Raw genomic sequence first — 15373 nt, forward strand, 5'->3', positions numbered from 1 at the left:
CCAGGGCCCGGTCGCGGCGGCGGGCGGCCCGGCGGCGGGCGCCGCGCCACTCGGGTTCGGCCTGCTCGAACACCTCCGGAATCGAGGTGCCCGGCAGGATGTCGTGGAACTGCTGGAACAGCAAGCTGCGCCAGTCGTCGGCGGCGGCCTCGGCCGGCTGAGCGAACAGTGCCGCGGCCAGATCCGCCTCCCGCAGCAGCCGTTCCAGAGTCCGGTTGTGGCGCTTCTGGTCAGGGCGGCTGGTGGCGCAGCCCCTGTGCAGCTCCAGGTAGAGCTCGTCGCGCCACACCGGCAGTTCGCCCGCCAGGGACTCCAGGGGATCGAGGTAGGCCCGCAGGCTGCCGTGCCGCTGGCCGGCCGCCACCGGCTGCCCCTGCCAGAGCTCCAGCTGCTCCAGCATCTCGGCGGTGGGTCCGCCGCCGTGGTCCCCCACCCCCGGCAGCCAGAGGGCGTCGGCGCAGCCGCTGGCCTGCTGCCACTGCAGCCGGTAGCGCTCCATCGCCACCGGGTCGCCATCGGTGCCGATCGGCGCCGTCATCAGAGCCAGCACCTCGGCACCACAGCGGCTGCGCCAGCGAAACAGACGATGGGGGAAGGGGTTGGTGGCGTTCCAGGCCAGTTTGTGGGTGCAGAACCAGCGAACCCCGGTGGCGGCCGCCAGCGCCGGCAGGCCGGCGGCGAAGCCGAAGCTGTCCGGCAGCCAGGCCAGCCGGTGGCTCCACTCCGGGAACGTGCGCTGGCTGTAGTCCTGGCCCTCCTGGAACTGGCGCAACAGCGAGGCGGTGGAGAGCAGCACGCAGTCGCTCTCCACCCACGGGCCGTTGAGGGGTTCGAAGCGGCCCTCCTGCATGGCCCGGCGGACGCGGGCGAACAGGGCCGGCCGGTGGCGCTCCAGCCAGGCGTAGAGGGCCGGGGTGGAGTGGCCGAAGTGGAGCGTGTCGAAGCGCTCCATCAGGTCGAGAGCGGAGGCGAAGGTGCGCTCCGCCGCCATCCAGGTGTCGGCCACGGGCCACAGCCAGGCCAGGTCGAGGTGGGCGTGGCCCAGCACCTGCAGTCGCCCCTCCCCGGGAGCCTCCCCATGGCCATGGGCGCGACGCAGCTCGCGCAGCTCAGCAGCGGTGGCCGCCAGCAGGCCCAGGGGATCGGCCGGATCCAGCGGCTCGAGCTCGATCCGGCTGGTCATCAGGGCGCCGTCATCGTGCACAGGGCTGCGCAGCCGCAGCTCCAGATCCAGGGCCTCCCCCTGCCACCAGCGCTCGGGCAAGGGCCAGCGGCAGGCGGTGTCGAACAGATCACCGCTGTGGACCCGCTGCCCATCGACCCACAGCTCGGCCCGGTCGGCCCACCACCGCAGCACCAGCCGGGCCCGGGCGCCGGCCGCCAGGGGCCGCCAGGGCTCCGGGCAGGAGCAGCGCAGCTGCAGATGACGCCACTGGCCGCCCCGCGGCCAGATGATCAGGCCCCGGGCCGCCCAGTCGGGTCGGTGGCGGCGTCCCCACGCCTCCCCCAGGGCCGGACCGCTTCCGCCCGCAGCCTGCGGGCCCTGCCAGAGCGGTTGGAGATCCAGGGGCCGAAGCATGGGGAACGTGACCGAAACGTTTCAATCGGAGCCGGTTGCCCCTGCCAAACGGCATCGGACAGGCTGGATGGCCAACCACCACCCATAAGATGATGCGGCTGCCGAGGGGTCATCGAGACCCGTACCGGCGCTCGTCACTCCCTGTCACCCGCCGGACAGACCATGCTCGCTCTCAAGATCTCGGTTTACTCCGTCGTCTTCTTCTTCATCGGGATCTTCGTCTTCGGCTTCCTGGCCAGCGATCCCACCCGCTCCCCCAGCCGCAAGGACCTGGAGGACTGATTCCTTTGCCGGCGGCGCCACCCGCCACCCGTCCGGACAACCGGACCGCTGCGGGGGTAGCCCCCGAACTCCCATGGCAGGATCGGCCGCGTCCTCGCCGCTCATCCGCTACCTGTGGTGCTCCATCCCCGCTCGGGACGTCGCCAGGCCCCTGAAGGCCTGACCCCTGGGCTGGGCCTGTGGCTGAGCATCGCTGGCGTCCTGGCGTTGACGGCCGCACCGGCCCAGGCCCGTCCGGAACTCCCTTCCAGGCTCCAGGCCGCCCTGGCGCAGCTCGCCCCAGCGCCGGCCGCCCCCGCCACGGCCAATCCCTTCGACGACGAGCCGCAGAGCAAACCACAAGGCCAGCCGCAATCTGGACCGCAAGCCGGGGTAGAGCCCCCTGCCGAACCAGCAGCCCCCGCCCCGCCCGTCCCTGCGGCCGCGGCGACACCGGCGCCAAGCCTTGACCCCGCACCGGCCGGCGACGCGGTGCCCCTGGAGCTGGAGCTGACCGCCAACCAGCAGGGCTACGACAGTCAGCTGCAGCGTTTCGTGGCCACCGGAAGCGTCATGGCTCGCCTCGCCGGTGGCCGGCTGCTGGCCGACCGGCTGGAGTTCGAGGCCAGCACCCGCACCCTCCTGGCGGTGGGCAATGTGCGTTTTCAGCGCGGCCAGCAGTACCTGCAGGGCAGCCGCCTGCGCTACGCCCTGCTGGAAGGGGTGGGGGAGATCGACGACGTCTATGGCGTCATTGATCTGGACACCACCAAGGAGGATTTCGACCTCGAGCAGGCCGCCTCCACACCCCTGCCGCCGCCCGAGCCGATCAGCTGCACGCCGTCCTATCCGGCCGTGCCCCAGTGGCAGCCCTACCCCTGGGCCGTCACCACCTGGGCCGGCCAGATGTATGCCGGTGAATTCGGCGACACCTTCACCTTCAGCGGCCGCTTCCGGCCTGAATATCTGGGGGGCATCGGGATGCAGCGCCGCCTCCTCCAGGCCGGCCCGCTGTCTCTGGAGTTCGATGCCAACCTGTTGGGGCACCGGGCCAGTGCCCAGCCGGGGGGCGGCTTCAACCAGCTGATCCCCTTCTCCGACACCCCCGCCCAGAACTTCGGCGAATTCACCGGTGGTCTGGGTCTGCGCCTGTGGCTGCGGCCCTGGCTGAACGTCTTCTTCGTGGAGGGCCTGAGCGTCCTCACCGCCAAGAGCAACTACGAGCAGACCTTCCGCGAGAACTCGGCGCGCCTGCTCAACTACCTGGCCTTCGAGGTGGAGGCCCTGGTCACACCCCGCTGGTCGGCCGTGGGCCGCATCCATCACCGCTCCGGGGCCTACGGCACCTTCAGCGGCGTCAGCGAGGGCAGCAACGCCTATCTCCTGGGCCTGCGCTACCGCTTCGGCACCGACAAACTCGCCAGCCAACCGATGCCGGTGCCGCCCGCCCAGGGCTGCCCAGAAGCCCCGCCCCTGTCCAGCGAGCAGCCCGATGGGCTGGCCCAGCAGCTCGAGCAGGTGACGATGGGCCCTGGCTGGACCGGGACCAGCGGCCAGCCGGCCCCGCCGCCCCCCGCCAAGCCCGCTGAGGACAAGGGAGGGGTGTGGCGCAACGCCCGGCATCAGGAGCGGCTGCGGCGGGAGGCCATCGCCCGCATTCCCCAGCGGGTCGAGAACGTGACCTTCGAGCGCAGCCTCAAGGCCGAGCGGCGCTTCGGCTTCCCGCGCGAGTTCACCACGCCAGAGGTGGCCAACGACTTCGGCACCACCCGGCCCGAGCAGCTCAAAGACCAGACCACCACGGGCAACCAGGAGCTGATCAAGGGCACCGTGAGCCGCTGGCGCATCCAGGCCCGGCGCCTCAAGATCACCCCCAACACGCTCTCCGGCGATCGGGTGGGCTTCACCAACGATCCGTTCACCCCGGCCCAGTCCTGGATGGATTCGGAGAAGGTCGTCATCACCCTGCTGCCCAACGGCGACACCCTGGTGAAGGCCCGGCGCAACACGCTGCGGCTGGAGGATCGCCTGCCGATTCGGGTCACGCGCCAGCGTCGTATTGAGAAAAAGGAGGAGGTCAGCAATCCCCTGGTGCTGGGCAATGACCGCGAAGACCGGGACGGCTTCTTCCTCGGCTACAACGTCCCGATCAAAATCGGTCAGAAGGGGCTCCTCAACCTGCAACCGCAGGTGATGATCCAGCGCCTTTACACCGGCAACACCGACGCCTATCCCCTGCCCGGCGCACCGGCGGGTTCCACCAACATCGTTGAGCAGCCCGCCAAGGGTGGCGACTACTTCGGTCTGGAGGCCCGTCTCACCGGGCCCCTGATGGGTTTCAACACCGATGCCCGCCTCAGCCTCTCCACCCTCAATCCCGACAACATCGCCAACGGCACCCGCAGCTTCGGCGACCTGTCCCGGGTGTTCAATCTGCCCTTGCTGGGCCCCAGCACGTTCCGCCTCTTCGGTGCCTACCGCTTCCGCACCTGGAACGGCTCCCTCGGCGAGCAGGACGTCTACTCCGCCTACGGCGTTTCTCTCGAACAGCAGGGAAGCCTGCCCAGCTGGGGCCAATTGAGCCGCAGCTATTACTGGCGCATGGGCGTGGGCAACTTCCAGGCCGTCCAGGCCACCAGCCCCGACCTGCTCCGGGTGTGGCGCGCCAACGCCATCGGCTCGATGAACTTCTCCTATCCGATCTGGACCGGCAAGCCCACCACCAGCCCGCCGGTGATCTCCCTGGCCAATTCGCCCGTACCGATCGTTCCGGGCCTGCGCTTCAACGCCAACCTGCTCGGTGTGGCCGCCTACTTCAGCGACGGCACCAACCAGAACACGATCGGCCTTTCCGGTGGCCCCACCCTCACCCTGGGACGCTTCGAGAAGCCGTTCCTCGACTACACCCAGCTCACGGTCACCGGCGGCATCACCCTGCGCCAAGGCCAGAGCCCGCTCAACTTCGACCGCGCCGTCGACCTGGGCACAGTCGGCATCGGCCTGTCACAGCAGGTGGTGGGGCCGCTGGTCTTCAGTGGCGGCATCGGCTTCAACGTGGATCCCAATTCGGGCTTCTACGGCGATGTCACCGGCTCCTACCTGGAGCTGCGCTGGCAGCGGCGCTCCTACGAAATCGGCGTCTACTACAGCCCCTACGACGGCCTGGGCGGCATCCGGCTACGCCTCAACGACTTCAATTTCAAGGGACCGGGAACGCCATTCATTCCCTACCACCCCACCCAGGGGGCCCTGCAGCGGCCCTTCTAGGCCGCCGCGAAACCGTTCAGGTAAGGCAGCCGGCTGGCGGTGGCCCGCAGCTCGCCGTCATGGGCCACCAGCTGGGCGGTGCCGTTCCATTCGCCGCTCACCAGCATGCGGCGGGGGCCGGCAGGCAGGTTCAACGGCCACTCCTGAGCGTCGCTGCCGGCGTCGAGCGTCACCCGGGGCGGCTCGAGATCGAGCTGCAGCAGGGCGCCGGGATGGGCGGCGATGGCGGCCTGGAGGGCCAGCAAGGTGTCGTGGTCGGCGCTGAGGCAGGGGATGCCCAGGGCCAGACAGTTGCCGAAGAAGATCTCGGCGAAGCTCTCGCCGATCACCGCCCGGATGCCCCAGCGCATCAGCGCCTGAGGGGCGTGCTCCCGGCTGGAGCCGCAGCCGAAGTTGCGGTTCACCACCAGGATCGACGCCCCCAGATGCTCCGGTCGATCGAAGGGATGCCCCCCGGCCAGCTCGGTGCGGTCATCGGCGAAGACCCCTGCGGCCAGGTCGTCGAAGGTGACGCATTTGAGATACCGGGCCGGGATGATCCGGTCGGTGTCGATGTCGTCGCCGGCCACGACCACGGCACGGCCTTCGCAGCGCTGGATCGGACCGGCCGGGAAAGGGGTGGTGCTCATGCTCGGGTGGCGGCGGGCTCGGGGGTCGTCGGGACAACGATCAGTCGGCGCACGTCGGCCACATGGCCGCTCACCGCCGCCGCCGCCACCATGGCCGGGCTCATCAGCAGGGTGCGGCCGGAGGCGGAACCCTGGCGGCCCTTGAAGTTGCGGTTGCTGGAGCTGGCGCTGATCTGCCGGCCCTCGAGCCGGTCGGGGTTCATGGCCAGACACATCGAGCAGCCCGGTTCGCGCCATTCGAAACCGGCGGCACGGAACACCGCATCGAGGCCCTCGGCTTCGGCTTGGGCCGCCACCTGCTCGCTGCCCGGCACCACGAAGGCCTTGATGCCCGCCGCCACGTGGCGGCCGCGGGCCACGGCGGCGGCGGCCCGCAGATCGCTGAGTCGGCCGTTGGTGCAGCTGCCGATGAAGCACACATCGACCGGCACCCCCTCGATCGGGGTGCCGGGGCGGAGATCCATGTAGCGGTAGGCCTCCTCCGTGAGCGGCCGCTCATCGGCCTCTGTCTGCTCGAGGGTGGGCACGGTCTCGTCAACGCCGATGCCTTGCCCGGGCGTGATGCCCCAGGTGACGGTGGGGGCGATCGTGGCGGCATCGAACACCACTTCGTCGTCGAAGCTGGCCTCGGGCCCCGAAGCCAAGGAACGCCACCAGGCCACGGCCCGCTCCCAGGCCTCCCCGGCGGGGGCGTGGGGCCGGCCTTTGAGGTAGGCGAAGGTGACGGCATCGGGATTGACGTAGCCGCAGCGGGCGCCGCCCTCGATGGCCATGTTGCAGAGGGTCATGCGCTCCTCCATCGAGAGGGCCTCGATCGCCGGACCGGCAAACTCGTAGGCGTAGCCGACGCCGCCCTTCACCCCCAGGATCCGGATCACGTGCAGCACCAGGTCCTTGGCATAGACGCCGACCTGGAGGGCTCCCTCCACCCAGATCCGCCGCACCTTGAGCTTGCCCATCGCCAGGCTCTGGCTGGCAAGCACGTCGCGCACCTGGCTGGTGCCGATGCCGAAGGCGATGGCACCGAAGGCGCCGTGGGTGGAGGTGTGGGAATCGCCGCAGGCCACGGTCATGCCGGGCTGGGTGAGCCCCAGCTCCGGAGCGATCACATGCACGATCCCCTGGCGGCCACTGCCCAGACCATGCAGGGTGATGCCGTGGCGGGCACAGTTACCCTCCAGGGTGGCGAGCATCTCCTCAGCCAGGGGGTCGGCGAACGGGCGGGCCTGGGAGGTGGTGGGCACGATGTGGTCGACCGTGGCGACCGTGCGTTCGGGATGGCGCACCGACAGGCCCAGATCATCGAGGGCGGCGAAAGCCTGGGGGCTGGTCACCTCGTGGATCAGGTGCAGCCCGATGAACAGCTGGGTGGCACCGCCTGGCAGGTCAGCAACCCGGTGCAGCTCCCAGACCTTGTCGTAGAGGGTGCCGGCGCTCAAGAGGAAGGATCGAGACAGTCTGAAACCACCCTAGAAGGAGGGTGTTCCGGCGAAGGGGACTCCCGGCGGAACAGGCCGTCGAGGTAGTGGCGGGCCACGGCCCGGTCATGGCTGGCGTGCTGGAACAGGAAACCGGCCAGGGCGGCCTGCATCAGCCTGTACTGGTCCCACTGGGGGTGCACCCGGATGAACTCCCGCATGGCCTCGAAGAGGTCCTCCGGCATCTGGTTCTCGATGCTCACGGTCCGGGGAGCGTGGTCGGGGATCTGGCTCATGCGGCGCTGGTCGTCGGTCCCCCCCATCAGGCCATGGGGCTCCCCCCGGCGTCAAAGCGGGCCCCACCGGGCCGGTCCCAAGGGACCGCCGCTGAGAATCACGGCGGGGGGCGGTTTCCCGGCCACCGCTCGGGGGCGGCGGTCGGACCTGCCGATGGGGAAGCGTCCGGTCAAGGGGGGAGGGCCTTTCCCGCAAGAAGACGCGAGCAGCCCTCCGGCAGCTCCCGCCCGCCCCGGGCGCCTTGTGGAAAAAGTCTGCTCTTTCGGGGGAAAAGTGGCAGGCAGGGGGGAAAAGTCCATGCCACAGGATTCGTGATCGATGGCGGCCGGGGCAGCAGATGTTCCGATGGGGCCCGATCAGATGGCCGCAATGTTCAGCCGTAACCGCAGACGGTTCAGGCATTCCCCCACCGTCAGCGTCTGGATCCAGGTGCGATCACGGCCACTGCCGAACCGCACCGGCTCGCTGCGGCAGCCGTCGGGGCCGGCAATGGCGATGTGTACCAGCCCGACGGGCTTCTCGCTGCTGCCCCCCCCCGGCCCAGCGATACCTGTCACCGCGATGGCCCAGGTCGCCGCCGTCAGCCGCCGCGCCCCTGCCGCCATCGCCTCGGCCACCGGGTCGCTCACCGCCCCATGGGCAGCGAGCAGCTCGGCCGGCACCCCCAGCAGGTCCCGCTTCACGGCGTTGGCATAGGCGATCACGCCACCGAGAAACACCTCTGAGGCCCCCGGCACCGCCACCAGGGCCGCGCCGAGGGCGCCACCGGTGCACGACTCCGCCACAGCCAGGGTCTCGCCGCGGCGGCGCAGCTCCGCCAGCACCACCGAGGCCAGGCTGTCACCATCGGCGCCGAAACAGCTGGCACCGGCTCGGCGGCGCAGTTCCGCCTCCACCGGGGCCAGCAGGGCGGCGGCGGCGGCCCCATCGGCGGCCCTGGCCGTGACGCGTAGCTTCACTTCCCCCGCTCCGGCGTAGGGCGCCACGGTGGGGTTCTCCAGCTCCAGCAGGTCCTGCACCCGCTCCGCCAGGTCGGATTCGGCCACGCCCCAGAAGCGCAGCATGCGGCTGGCGAACACCCCGCCCGCCAGCCCGGCCTCCCGCAGCCAGGGGGCGGCGGTGGCCTCCCACATCGCCCGCAGTTCGCTGGGCACCCCCGGAAAGGTGAGCACGGTGAACCCGCTCACCGGGGTCCAGATCATCCCCGGCGCGGTGCCGGTGGGGTTGGCCAGCACGTCGGCACCGCGCGGCAGCAGGGCCTGCTTGCGGTTGCTGGCGGCGACGCTGCGGCCCCGGGCCGTGATCCGGGCCTGGATCGCCGCCCAGATCTCGCCGTGCTCCACCAGATCGGCGCCGAAGGCCGCCGCGATCGCCTCGGTGGTGAGGTCGTCGGGGGTGGGGCCCAAGCCGCCGGTGGTGATCAACACCCGGCAGCGGCCCGAGGCCTGCCGCACCGCTTCGATCAGCCGTTCCCGGTTGTCGCCCACCACCTGCTGGCGGTGGTGCACCACCCCGAGGGCCGCCAGCTGCTCGGCCAGCCAGCGGGCATTGCCGTTGACGATGTTGCCCAGCAGCAGTTCGGTACCGATGCAGAGCACCTCCACCCCGGCGGCGCCGGGAGAGCCGCTCACTTGGCCTCCTGCTGCATCTGCCGCCGGCAGACCACGAGCACGGCGATCAGCACCGCCGTGGCCAGGGCCAGCCAGAGAAAACGCATCTCTGCATTGGCCAGCACCAGGGCGATGGACGCCAGCCACTGGGTGAAGGCGTAGATGACCACCACGGTGCGCCGGTGGCTGAAGCCGGCCCGCAGCAGGCGATGGTGCAGGTGACGGCGATCGGGATAGAAGGGCGAGCGGCCGGCCTTGAGGCGACCCATGATCACCGCCGACATGTCGGCCAGGGGCAGGGACAGGATCAGCAGGGGAAGCAACAGGCTGACGCTGGTGAGTCGCTTGGCGGGACCCACGATGCTGATCGCCGCCAGGGCGAAGCCGAGGAAGTAGGAGCCGCCATCCCCCATGAAGATGCGGGCCGGGTTGAAGTTGTGGCGCAGAAACCCCAGACAGCTCCCGGCCAGGGCCGCCGCCAGCAGGCCGGCGGCGGGCTGGTTGAGACTGAAGCTCACCGAGAGCAGACCCACGGCAGCGATGCCGCTGACCCCGGCCGCCAGCCCATCGAGGCCATCGAGCCAGTTGATGGCGTTGGTGATGCCCACCAGCCAGACCACCGTGGCCAGCAGGCTCAGGCCCTCCGGCAGCGGCAACGAGGAGAGGGAATTCCCCAGGCCGAACGGCAGGTCGATGCTGCCGATGCGTACCCCCTGGTTCCACACCGCCGCGGCCACCAGCACCTGGCCGAACAGGCGCGGCAGGGGAGGCAGGGCGAACAGGTCATCGGCCAGGCCGATGATGAAGTAGCAGAGCGCCCCGGCCAGGGTGGTCCAGATCAACTGGTCCTTGTCGGGAGTCAGCTCGGCGAAGCCGCCGAAGGTCCAGGTGCAGGCCAGCGAAAGGCTGAAACCAGCCACAATCCCCACGCCACCGAGGCGCACCATGGGCAGGGTGTGCTGCTTGCGGTCATCGGGCGGATCGACTAGCCCCCAGCGCAGAGCGAGCCTTCGGATCACCGGCACGATCAGCGCCGTGAGCACGGCCGCCGCGGAGGCTGTGAGTAAGGCCGCCGCGTTGGGGCTGTAGGCGAGGGTCACAACGGCGGGCCGGAAAGCAGCGGTCCTGAAGGCGACACGTTACGGGTGAACGGGGCGCTCAGGCGTGCTGGAGCTCACGTTGACGTCCATAGAGGGGAAAGCGCCCGCAGAGGGAGGCCACCCGTTCCCGGCAACGCAGCTCGACGGCGGCATCGTCCTGGAGCAGCAGGCGATCGGCGATGACATCGGCCACCTCGCGGAAGGCCTCGGCATCGAAACCGCGGGTGGTGAGTGCCGCGCTGCCCAGACGCAGGCCACTGGTCACGAAGGGAGACTCGGGATCGAAGGGCACGGTGTTCTTGTTGGCGGTGATGTTGACGTCGCTCACCAGGCGGTCGGCGAGCTTGCCGGTGAGGCCGATGGAACGCAGATCGAGCAGCACCAGGTGGTTGTCGGTGCCGCCGGAGACCACGGCGATCCCCCGCTCCTGGAGGCGCTCGGCCAGGGCCTGGGCATTGCGAACCACCTGCTGGCTGTAGCTGCGGAAACTCGGCTGCAGCGCTTCCCCGAAGGCCACGGCCTTGGCGGCGATCACGTGCTCCAGGGGGCCTCCCTGGGAGCCGGGGAAGACGGCCTTGTCGAACTGGCGGCCGAAGTCGGCGTCGTTGCAGAGAATCAGGCCACCCCGGGGCCCCCGCAGGGTCTTGTGGGTGGTGGTGGTGACCACATGGCAATGGGGCACGGGGCTGGGATGCACCCCGGAGGCCACCAGGCCGGCGATATGAGCCATGTCGGCCAGCAGGTAGGCGCCCACCTCGTCGGCGATGGCGCGGAAGGCGGCGAAATCGATCGTGCGGGGGTAAGCGGAATAGCCGCAGATGATCAGCTTCGGCCGGTGTTCCAGGGCCAGCTGGCGGATGGTGTCGAAGTTGAGCTGGTGGGTCTCGGGGTCGACGCCGTAGTGGACGGCCTTGAACCACTTGCCCGAGACGTTCACCGGGGAGCCGTGGGTGAGGTGGCCGCCGTGGGAGAGATCCATGCCCAGGATCGTGTCGCCGGGCTCCAGCAGGGCCAGAAAGACAGCAAAGTTGGCCTGGGCGCCGCTGTGGGGCTGGACGTTGACCCAGGCGGCACCGAACAGCTGCTTGGCCCGCTCGATCGCCAGTTCCTCGATGATGTCGACGTGCTCGCAACCGCCGTAGTAGCGCTTGTGGGGCAGGCCTTCGGCGTACTTGTTGGTGAGCACGGAGCCCTGGGCCTCCATCACGGCCCGGGAGGCGAAGTTCTCGCTGGCTATCAGCTCCAGGTGGCTCTGCTGGCGCCGCAGCTCCTTCTCGATCAGGGCGGCGATGGCCGGATCACCACTGGCCAGGGAGCTGTCGATGGGAGCCACGCTGGAGGACGTGGAAGCAGGGCCGTGATCCATTCGGTCCGCCATGGAGCTACTCAAGGTGAAACCGATCGTAGGCAAACGGCGCTGGGCTGGCCGGGCCCCGGGCGCGGGGGCCTCCCCCGACGGCCAAAAAAAACCGCCCCCGGGAGGGCGGTGAGAGACAGAACGCGCCTGGAGAGATTCGAACTCCCGACCCTCTGATCCGTAGTCAGATGCTCTAATCCGCTGAGCTACAAGCGCCTGCCAGGTCATTCTCACCCCACGGGGTGCCTATCCGTCAACAACGCCCTTGCCACCCCCGCCCCGATAGGGTCCGCTTCAGAGCCCAGACCTTCCCCCATGCCGATCCGCTGGTACGGCCCCGCCGATCCCGACGATCCCACCTATCGGCACTTCGCGCGGATCGTGAACCTCACCCTCCATGCCGCCCTGTTCGCCGCCGTGAACAGCGGCCTCTGGTTCGTCCAGGGGATGCGCCACCCCTGGACCCACCTGAACTGGCTCACGCTCGGCTGGGCCGGGTTGCTGCTGGTCCATGGCACTGTGGTGGTGCTGCAACGCCCCCAGCCCCAGCCATGACGCTTGCCGCCGCTGATCTCGAGGAACTGAGCCGCTCGATTGCCGATCGGATCTACGTGCAGGTGGCCGGCTGGCATCTCTACCTGGGCGATGCGGGCCTGGCCCAGATCCTGGCGATCGAGTGCGCCGCGCGGCTCGACCAGGGCGCCGAAGTCTGTGCCCGCCAGGCCCTGGAGGCCGTGCAGGTACCGATCGGCGGCGGCGGCACGCGGCTGCCCCTGGCGAGGCTCGTGCCCGCCGGCCAGCTGCGGGATCTCGAAGACGTGCTGCAACCCTTTTGCTGACACTCGCTGCCGGAAGCCCCCTGTACCGATAGGGTGACGCCCCACGCAGGCGGGTCGTGCTGGTCATCGAAGTCACCAATGCCCGCGACGTGGTGCGCCAGCGCATCGGCAGGCTCGGGGGTCGTCTGATCGGCAAGGTGGTCGATGCGGAGGCCCAGGTGGAGAAGGCCTTGATCCAGGAACTGGAGACCGCCTTCCGCGATTTCGGCATCGAAGCCCGGATCTTCTCAATCGACGGCCCCCAGATGATCGGCCGCTCCCACCTGGAGATTCCCGTGCAGGTCCGCGAGGAGCGCCAGGTGAGGCTCTCCTAGGCCCGTCGGCGCACCATCTGCAGCAGCTGGCGGGCCTCCGGCACACCGGCCAGGCTCGTCAGCAGTCCGTAGAGGCCCACGGCCAGGCCGCTGCAGATGATGTTCTGCAGCAGCAGACCCCCCAGACCCGGGGGCCAGGCCACCGCCAGCGAGAGCCACCAGCAGGCCGCCCCGCCGGCGATGGCCGCCAGCAGCAGCTTGCCGCTGTCGGCGGCCCAGAGCCGCAGGGGCAGACCCCCCAGCCGGCGACTCAGGGCCAGCAGCAGGCCGGCGCAGGTGATCAGGTTCACCGCCACAGTGGCCAGCACCAGGCCGGCGGCGCCGGCGTTGAGCATGGGCAGCTGGAGGCCCCAGGCCGGGGTGGGGCCACCGGTGAAGGCCCAGCAGAACACCGCGTTAAGGCCGATGCCGCCCAACGACCAGCGGAAGGGGGTGTTGCCGTCGCCGAGGGCATAGAAGACGCGTACCAGCACGTCCCGGCCCAGGTAGGCCGGCATGCCGATCCCGTAGGCCATCAGCAGCTGGCCCACCAGGGCGGCGGCGCTGCGGTCGAAGGCGCCGCGTTGGTAGATCAGGGCCACGATCGGCACCGCCAGGGCCACCATCAGCGCCCCCAGCGGCAGCATCGTGGCGTTGGAGAGCATCAGGCCCTGGCGAATGCGGCCGATCAGCTCAGGCCGGTCCTCCGGTGCCGTGAGCCGGGCGTACACCGGCAGCAGCGGCACCAGCAGCACATTGGAGAGCAGACCCAGGGGCGTCTGCACCAGCAGGTTGGCGTACCCCAGACCCGCCGCCGCCGCCGGCATGCCCGAGGCGAAGAACAACGACACGAACACGTTGATCTGCAGCATGCCGGAGGAAAGGGTGGCCGGACCCATCACCTGCAGCACCTCCCGCACGCCGGGATCGCGCCAGTCCCAGACCAGCTGCAGCCTGTTGAGGCCTTCCTTGGCCAGGGCCGGCAGCTGGATCAGCCACTGCAGGATCGCTCCCACCGTGGTGCTGGCGGCCAGCACCACCCCGCCGATCAGCGCCGTGGCGGGCAGGGTGATGCTGCTGCCCAACTGCCACCAGAGCAGGCCGATGCCGCCGATGACGGCGACGCTGGACAGCAGCGGGCTCACCGATGGCAGCCAGAACACGTCCGCGGCGTTGAGGGCGCCGAAACCGAGGCCGATCAGGCCGGCGAACAGGGCCATCGGCGCCATCCAGCGCAGCTGGAGCACCGCCAGGGCGTGGCGCTCCGGGTCGAGGCCTGGCCCCACCAGATCAATGAGTGGATCGGCGGCCACCAACAGCAGCAGGGTGACCACGATCAGGCCCGCGCCCACCAGGGTGTTGATGCTGGCCAGCACATGGGCACCCTCGTGGCGCGGCCGCCGGGCCAGCACGCTCACCATGGCGCTGTGGAAGGGCCCGTTGATGCCACCGAGCAGGATCAGCAGGAAGCCCGGCAGCACGTAGGCGTAGTTGTAGGCGTCATAGGCCGCCCCCACGCCGAAGGCGGCGGCGATCACCTGCTGGCGCACCAGGCCAGCCACTTTGCTGAGGGCCGTCGCCACCCCCACGATCAGGGCAATCCGGCGCAGGGATCGGGCCATGGCGGCTGGGCTCTGCCCATCGGGACGCACGGCAGTATGGCCCTCCTCCCTCGGGCACCCGACCCCATGGCCCCAGCCACCGTTGCCGTGCCCGTGCTGCCAACCGGTCCGCTGGTGGAAGGGGTGCTGCTGAAGCGCTACAAGCGCTTCCTTGCCGATGTGGCCTTGGACGATGGCCAGACGGTGACGGCCCACTGCCCCAACACGGGGCCGATGACCGGGGTGCTGCTGCCGGGCGGGCGGGTGCGCCTGCGCCACAACCCCTCACCCAGCCGCAAGCTGGCCTGGACCTGGGAGCAGGCTGAGGTGCCGGCCCACGGTGGAGGCACCGTGTGGGTGGGCGTCAACACGGCCCTGCCCAACCGGCTGCTGCGGGCCACGATCGAGGCGGGGAACCTGGAAGCCTGGCTGGGCCCCATCGGCAGCGTGCGGGCCGAGGTGCCCTACGGCGAGGGGCGCCGCAGCCGGATCGACCTGCTGCTGACGCCGGCAGCCGGGGCCGTCGATCCACGGCCGATCTATGTGGAGGTGAAGAACACCACCTGGAGCGACGGCGATCTGGCCCTGTTTCCCGACACGGTCACCGAACGGGGCCAGAAGCATCTGGTGGAGCTCACGGCCTTGGTGCCAGGGGCCCGGGCGGTGCTGGTGCCGTGCCTGAGCCGCGGCGACGTGAGCCGCTTCGCGCCGGGGGACAGTGCCGACCCCCGCTACGGGGAGCTGTTCCGCACGGCTGTGGCGGCCGGGGTGGAGGTGCTGCCCTGCCGCTACAGCTTCACGGACACCGCCGTGGCCTTCCTCGGCCTTGCCGCTCAGGCGTGGTGAGGGTGGTAGTGGCTGCCGCGGTAGACGAGGTCGAGCCCTTCATCGGTGAGGGAAGGCTGATGCAGCAGCGGCAAGACGTAATGGTGGCCGCGGTAGACGTGCTCGATCGGGGCCGCTGAGGGGCGCTCGTCGTGGGAGTGGTCGTAGGGGAGGCCGCGGTAGCAGAGGGCGGAATGGGCCATGGGGGACAGGAGCGGAGACGGAACGGCTGGAGCTGGGGCCTGCTCTGGTCGCGCCGGAGTGCGCCAAGGAGGGCATGGACCTGCCTGATGCATT

At 70.1% G+C, this 15373-nt stretch carries 14 protein-coding genes, 1 tRNA gene and 1 pseudogene; 6 read left to right on the plus strand and 10 right to left on the minus strand.

What is annotated here, in order from left to right; all coding sequences use genetic code 11:
* A pseudogene (locus VB739_RS04545) lies at nt 1-1579 on the minus strand (alpha-mannosidase); the annotation flags it as partial.
* 162 nt (nt 1580-1741) lie between these two features.
* Here VB739_RS04545 and VB739_RS04550 point away from each other — a divergent pair.
* Together VB739_RS04550 and VB739_RS04555 are read left to right on the plus strand one after the other, a co-directional pair.
* The gene (locus tag VB739_RS04550) at nt 1742-1861 is read left to right on the plus strand and encodes a photosystem II reaction center protein I (RefSeq protein ID WP_015109632.1); all 120 of its coding nucleotides are present in this window, start codon (nt 1742-1744) and stop codon (nt 1859-1861) included.
* A gap of 114 nt (nt 1862-1975) precedes the next feature.
* Nucleotides 1976-5107, plus strand: coding sequence for a DUF3769 domain-containing protein (locus VB739_RS04555; protein WP_323355935.1), 3132 nt, complete (start codon nt 1976-1978; stop codon nt 5105-5107).
* On the opposite strand, the gene VB739_RS04560 is transcribed toward VB739_RS04555, so the two are convergent.
* The 7 genes from VB739_RS04560 to VB739_RS04590 all read right to left on the minus strand — a co-directional run bounded on the left by VB739_RS04560 (nt 5104) and on the right by VB739_RS04590 (nt 11734).
* Nucleotides 5104-5736 carry an isopropylmalate isomerase gene (locus VB739_RS04560; RefSeq protein ID WP_323355936.1) on the minus strand — a complete coding sequence of 211 codons (633 nt, stop codon included), beginning with the start codon at nt 5734-5736 and terminating at the stop codon, nt 5104-5106. The two genes, VB739_RS04555 and VB739_RS04560, sit on opposite strands and share 4 nt — an antisense overlap.
* Nucleotides 5733-7175 carry a 3-isopropylmalate dehydratase large subunit gene (gene leuC / locus VB739_RS04565; protein WP_323355937.1) on the minus strand — a complete coding sequence of 481 codons (1443 nt, stop codon included), beginning with the start codon at nt 7173-7175 and terminating at the stop codon, nt 5733-5735. The genes VB739_RS04560 and leuC overlap by 4 nt, the downstream gene beginning before the upstream one ends.
* Nucleotides 7172-7477, minus strand: a complete 306-nt coding sequence (locus VB739_RS04570; protein WP_323355938.1) for a DUF2811 domain-containing protein — start codon at nt 7475-7477, stop codon at nt 7172-7174. The genes leuC and VB739_RS04570 overlap by 4 nt, the downstream gene beginning before the upstream one ends.
* A 330-nt stretch (nt 7478-7807) precedes the next feature.
* Entirely contained in the window at nt 7808-9082 is a 1275-nt protein-coding gene (locus tag VB739_RS04575) for a competence/damage-inducible protein A (protein WP_323355939.1), read from the minus strand.
* Nucleotides 9079-10161, minus strand: coding sequence for an MraY family glycosyltransferase (locus VB739_RS04580; RefSeq protein WP_323355940.1), 1083 nt, complete (start codon nt 10159-10161; stop codon nt 9079-9081). The genes VB739_RS04575 and VB739_RS04580 overlap by 4 nt, the downstream gene beginning before the upstream one ends.
* Before the next feature lie 58 nt (nt 10162-10219).
* A complete protein-coding gene (glyA, locus tag VB739_RS04585) occupies nt 10220-11527 on the minus strand; it encodes a serine hydroxymethyltransferase (RefSeq protein ID WP_323355941.1) in 1308 nt (435 codons plus the stop codon).
* A gap of 133 nt (nt 11528-11660) precedes the next feature.
* Nucleotides 11661-11734, minus strand: a tRNA-Arg gene (locus VB739_RS04590).
* 99 nt (nt 11735-11833) lie between these two features.
* Between VB739_RS04590 and VB739_RS04595 the strand changes: the two genes are divergently transcribed.
* The 3 genes from VB739_RS04595 to VB739_RS04605 are packed head-to-tail and all read left to right on the plus strand — an operon-like array spanning nt 11834 to nt 12671.
* Complete coding sequence (locus VB739_RS04595) at nt 11834-12073, plus strand: hypothetical protein (protein WP_323355942.1); 240 nt, start codon at nt 11834-11836, stop codon at nt 12071-12073.
* A complete protein-coding gene (locus tag VB739_RS04600; RefSeq protein WP_323355943.1) occupies nt 12070-12357 on the plus strand; it encodes a DUF3181 family protein in 288 nt (95 codons plus the stop codon). Before VB739_RS04595 ends, VB739_RS04600 begins: the two co-directional genes overlap by 4 nt.
* A 56-nt stretch (nt 12358-12413) precedes the next feature.
* The gene (locus tag VB739_RS04605; protein ID WP_216907603.1) at nt 12414-12671 is read left to right on the plus strand and encodes a cytochrome-c oxidase; all 258 of its coding nucleotides are present in this window, start codon (nt 12414-12416) and stop codon (nt 12669-12671) included.
* Here the strand turns inward: VB739_RS04605 and murJ are convergent.
* A complete protein-coding gene (gene murJ, locus VB739_RS04610; RefSeq protein WP_323355944.1) occupies nt 12668-14272 on the minus strand; it encodes a murein biosynthesis integral membrane protein MurJ in 1605 nt (534 codons plus the stop codon). The two genes, VB739_RS04605 and murJ, sit on opposite strands and share 4 nt — an antisense overlap.
* Nucleotides 14273-14338: 66 nt before the next feature.
* Here murJ and sfsA point away from each other — a divergent pair, with 66 nt between their 5' ends.
* The gene (gene sfsA, locus VB739_RS04615; protein WP_323355945.1) at nt 14339-15097 is read left to right on the plus strand and encodes a DNA/RNA nuclease SfsA; all 759 of its coding nucleotides are present in this window, start codon (nt 14339-14341) and stop codon (nt 15095-15097) included.
* On the opposite strand, the gene VB739_RS04620 is transcribed toward sfsA, so the two are convergent.
* Nucleotides 15085-15279, minus strand: coding sequence for a DUF4278 domain-containing protein (locus tag VB739_RS04620; protein ID WP_323355946.1), 195 nt, complete (start codon nt 15277-15279; stop codon nt 15085-15087). The two genes, sfsA and VB739_RS04620, sit on opposite strands and share 13 nt — an antisense overlap.
* Nucleotides 15280-15373 lie beyond the last annotated feature (94 nt).

Origin of the sequence: Cyanobium gracile UHCC 0281 (assembly GCF_034931305.1) — a bacterium.
GTDB classification, from domain to species: domain Bacteria; phylum Cyanobacteriota; class Cyanobacteriia; order PCC-6307; family Cyanobiaceae; genus Cyanobium; species Cyanobium gracile_A.

Coding starts and splice junctions, on each gene's coding strand:
- VB739_RS04570 (WP_323355938.1), bottom strand. CDS start 7,477: ATGGGGGGGACCGACGACCAGCGCCGCATGAGCCAGATCCCCGACCAC.
- VB739_RS04600 (WP_323355943.1), top strand. CDS start 12,070: ATGACGCTTGCCGCCGCTGATCTCGAGGAACTGAGCCGCTCGATTGCC.
- glyA (WP_323355941.1), bottom strand. CDS start 11,527: ATGGATCACGGCCCTGCTTCCACGTCCTCCAGCGTGGCTCCCATCGAC.
- sfsA (WP_323355945.1), top strand. CDS start 14,339: ATGGCCCCAGCCACCGTTGCCGTGCCCGTGCTGCCAACCGGTCCGCTG.
- murJ (WP_323355944.1), bottom strand. CDS start 14,272: ATGGCCCGATCCCTGCGCCGGATTGCCCTGATCGTGGGGGTGGCGACG.
- VB739_RS04620 (WP_323355946.1), bottom strand. CDS start 15,279: ATGGCCCATTCCGCCCTCTGCTACCGCGGCCTCCCCTACGACCACTCC.
- VB739_RS04550 (WP_015109632.1), top strand. CDS start 1,742: ATGCTCGCTCTCAAGATCTCGGTTTACTCCGTCGTCTTCTTCTTCATC.
- VB739_RS04560 (WP_323355936.1), bottom strand. CDS start 5,736: ATGAGCACCACCCCTTTCCCGGCCGGTCCGATCCAGCGCTGCGAAGGC.
- VB739_RS04595 (WP_323355942.1), top strand. CDS start 11,834: ATGCCGATCCGCTGGTACGGCCCCGCCGATCCCGACGATCCCACCTAT.